Origin of the sequence: Arsenophonus sp. ENCA (assembly GCF_002287155.1) — a bacterium.
GTDB classification, from domain to species: Bacteria; Pseudomonadota; Gammaproteobacteria; order Enterobacterales; family Enterobacteriaceae; genus Arsenophonus; species Arsenophonus nilaparvatae.
Genome location: NZ_NHNG01000352.1, coordinates 1 through 3,201 on the forward strand (window position 1 = coordinate 1; position 3,201 = coordinate 3,201).

Consider the following 3,201-nt stretch of genomic DNA (forward strand, 5'->3'; position numbering starts at 1 on the left):
AGCGGGTGCTCATGCAAGTGCGCTATTGTACAGCCTGGTGGAAAGTGCACGTATCAATGGTCTTAACCCGTACGATTATCTTCTGGCATTGCTGACGTCGCTAAAATCCCCTGATGAAGATATAGACTGGAACGTACTGCTGCCCTGGAAAATTACCTTACCTTAAACCACGCTACCTATCTCTGTGTGGTTCCAATGACGCTTACGTTTGTACAGGACTGGCCGCACGAGGCCTTACCGCCTACCCGGGAAGACATCATGAAGACAGAAAATAACGAGGTGGCTTATGGCGAAGTTTCGCTATAACGGTGAGTCCCCGAATGGGGCAGCCCTGCGTTTGGCCGATGGCCGTACCCAGGATGTGATGTTTTATCCCGGTCAGGTGGTGGATGTGCCGGTCGATCATGCGTTTATTGTCTCGCTGGAAGCCCAGGGCTATCTGACCTTTCTGGGATTCGATTATCCCGATACACCGCCTGAACACCCCAGGCCACTGACCGATTTTGAACAGCGATCACTCGCCGCCAAACACCCGACTGGCACACTGGCCCGTTACCGTTATGACGGCCAACAGATGAACGGGGCCGCTTTGCGCTTACCGGATGGCAGCATCCTGGATGTGATGTTCTGGCCGGGTCAGGAAGTCACCTTGCCGATGGATAACGATTATGTGCTGGGGCTGGAAGCGCAGGGCTATTTGACCTTTCTGGGTAAGGAAGCAGAGACCCCCGTCGCACCGATCGTGGCTGCACCTTTGGCACAGGCAATCACACCGTCTGGCGACACGGTGGCGCTCTCCCCTGATGAGACCACCCCCGTGGAAAAACCGATGAGCACATCGTTGGCGATGACCGGCAGAAAACGCGGAAAAGTGCCAGCAGACACAAAAAGTAATGAGGTCACCCCATGAGCAAAGAAAACCATCACGGCGTTGATACGCTGGAAATTGAACGCGGGACACGTCCGGTCAAAACGGTTGAATCATCCGTGATTGGGCTGGTCGGTATTGCGCCGACAGGCCCGGTCAATACCCTGACCCTGTGTACATCAGAAAAAGATGCGGCGCAGTTTGGCAATGAACTGGGTGGATTTAGCCTGCCACAGGCATTACGCGCCATCTATGACCACGGTGTCGGGACCGTTATGGTGGTCAATGTGTTTGACCCTGACACCCATCAGAAAAATGTACAGGGAAATCTGACCTTTAATAAAACACGCCAAAGTATCACGCTCAAGCAATTACCTGCAGGTGATATTGTAGTGAAAAGCGCTGATGGACAGACAACATTTCGGGAAGTGACCGACTATACCTTGGAGAAACAGACGGGCAAGGTAACCCGTGTGGCTACAGGAGGTATTGCTGAAGAGGTCACCGTCAGTGTCACTTATCGTACATCTGACGTGTCAAAAGTGACGGCGTCTGACATTCTGGGCACCGTCAATGCCGCCGACCAGCGTACCGGCATGAAAGCGCTGGAAAATGCCGACAGCCTGTTTGGCTTTCGCCCCAAACTGCTGATTGCGCCCGGCTTCTCGCACCAAAATGCGGTGGCGAGCGCCATGATAGCCCTGGCCCACCAATGTGAAGCGATTGCCTATATTGATGCGCCTGCCGGGACGACGTTTGCCCAGGCGATAGCCGGACGGGGGCCGCAAGGCACCATTAATTTCAATACTGCCTCTGACCGGGTACGCCTGTGTTATCCGCAGGTCAAGGTCTATGACAAGGCGACCAACCAGAATCGCCTTGAGCCGTTATCCGCACATGCTGCGGGTCTGCGGGCCAAGGTTGACCGTGAAAAAGGGTTCTGGTGGTCATCTTCCAACCAGGAACTGATGGGCATAGTAGGGATTGAGCGTCCGCTCAGTGCGCGTATTGACGATGCTAATAGCGAGGTCAATCTGCTTAACCAGAATGGCATTACCACGGTGTTTAATAGTTTTGGTAGCGGATTACGCCTGTGGGGCAATCGCACCGCGGCCTGGCCGACCGTGACGCATCTGAAGAATTTTGAGAACGTGCGGCGCACCGGGGACATGATTAATGAGTCTATCCGCCATTTCAGTTTGCAATATATTGATCGCCCCATTAATCAGGGGTTGATTGATGCGCTGACCGAATCGGTCAATGGCTATGGTCGTCGGCTGATTGCCGATGGCGCGTTGCTGGGCTTCCACTGCTGGTATGATCCGGCGAACAACACCAAAGACGGGCTCAGTCTGGGGCAGTTGAAACTGAATTACAAATACACCCCGCCACCGCCCATGGAGCATCTGACCTTTGAGACAGAAATCACCGATGAATACCTGACGATACTGAAAAGCAAGGTCTCATCATGATAACCAGACAGCAAAAAACAGAAGAAGGAGCGCGTCATGGCGGGTAATGCACTGCATTTTATGACCAATGCCAATGTCTACCTGGACGGCAATAGCCTGCTGGGTCGGGCAAAAGAAATCAAGCTACCGGAAATCAACGTGGTGCAGCAGGAGCATCAGGCACTGGGAATGATTGGCAAAATTCAGCTGCCTGCTGGGTTTGACAAGCTGGAAGGGGAAATTCACTGGACCAGCCTGTATGAAGAGGTGGCCTTACGTACCGCCAATCCCTTCAAGGCGTATCCGCTGCAATGTCGCGGTAGCCTGCAGCGCTATAACCCGGCGCAGGGTCGTCAGGATGAATTGCCCGTCGCGGTGTTTATGACCGTGATGTTCAGCAAAAACGCGCTGGGCAGCTTCAAGCAGCATGAGGTGCCGGAGATGAGCAGCAGTTTTACCTGCAGCTATATCAAGCAGGTGATGAATGGCCAGGTGCTGATGGAGCTGGATGTGATAGCCAATATTTTTAAAATCAACGGTGAAGATATGCTCACTGATTATCGCGCCAATCTGGGTGCTTAACCTGAAAATCCGAGGAGTGATGATGACAGACCGTATTCATTATAGTTTGCAATACCCTTATGCCTTAGGCAGCGGTGAAATGCTGAACAGGGTGACCTTAAGCCGGCTCAAGGTCAGTGACATCAAGGCAGTGCGCCGCTTAAGTGAAAACGTCAATGACTGGGACAGCCTGTTGATTGCGCGCATGACCGGCCTGATACCGGAAGATATCGACAATATGGATTTGGTGGATTATCAACAGTTGCAAAGCCACTTTCGCCAGTTTGCGGGGCTGGATGCAGTCGCCGAAGGCGCTGCGTC

At 53.1% G+C, this 3,201-nt stretch carries 5 protein-coding genes; all 5 read left to right on the forward strand.

All coding sequences use genetic code 11. The features are described from left to right. On the forward strand, positions 1–166 hold a 166-nt coding region (locus tag CBG25_RS09275), incomplete at its 5' end, for a transposase domain-containing protein (RefSeq protein ID WP_290603847.1). A 120-nt stretch (positions 167–286) separates the two neighbouring features. Further along, on the forward strand, positions 287–910 hold the full coding sequence (locus CBG25_RS09280; protein WP_290606199.1) for a hypothetical protein: 624 nt from the start codon (positions 287–289) through the stop codon (positions 908–910). Next, entirely contained in the window at positions 907–2,340 is a 1,434-nt protein-coding gene (locus tag CBG25_RS09285; protein ID WP_290606201.1) for a phage tail sheath subtilisin-like domain-containing protein, read from the forward strand. Before CBG25_RS09280 ends, CBG25_RS09285 begins: the two co-directional genes overlap by 4 nt. A 36-nt stretch (positions 2,341–2,376) precedes the next feature. After that, positions 2,377–2,901, forward strand: a complete 525-nt coding sequence (locus CBG25_RS09290; protein ID WP_290606203.1) for a phage major tail tube protein — start codon at positions 2,377–2,379, stop codon at positions 2,899–2,901. A 22-nt stretch (positions 2,902–2,923) separates the two neighbouring features. Then, positions 2,924–3,201, forward strand: a 278-nt coding sequence (locus tag CBG25_RS09295) for a phage tail assembly protein (protein WP_290606205.1), incomplete at its 3' end; no start/stop codon positions are given.

What these genes read in the sequence shown, in the direction of transcription:
- CBG25_RS09285 (WP_290606201.1), top strand. Translation starts at nt 907, where the DNA reads ATGAGCAAAGAAAACCATCACGGCGTTGATACGCTGGAAATTGAACGC.
- CBG25_RS09280 (WP_290606199.1), top strand. Translation starts at nt 287, where the DNA reads ATGGCGAAGTTTCGCTATAACGGTGAGTCCCCGAATGGGGCAGCCCTG.
- CBG25_RS09290 (WP_290606203.1), top strand. Translation starts at nt 2,377, where the DNA reads ATGGCGGGTAATGCACTGCATTTTATGACCAATGCCAATGTCTACCTG.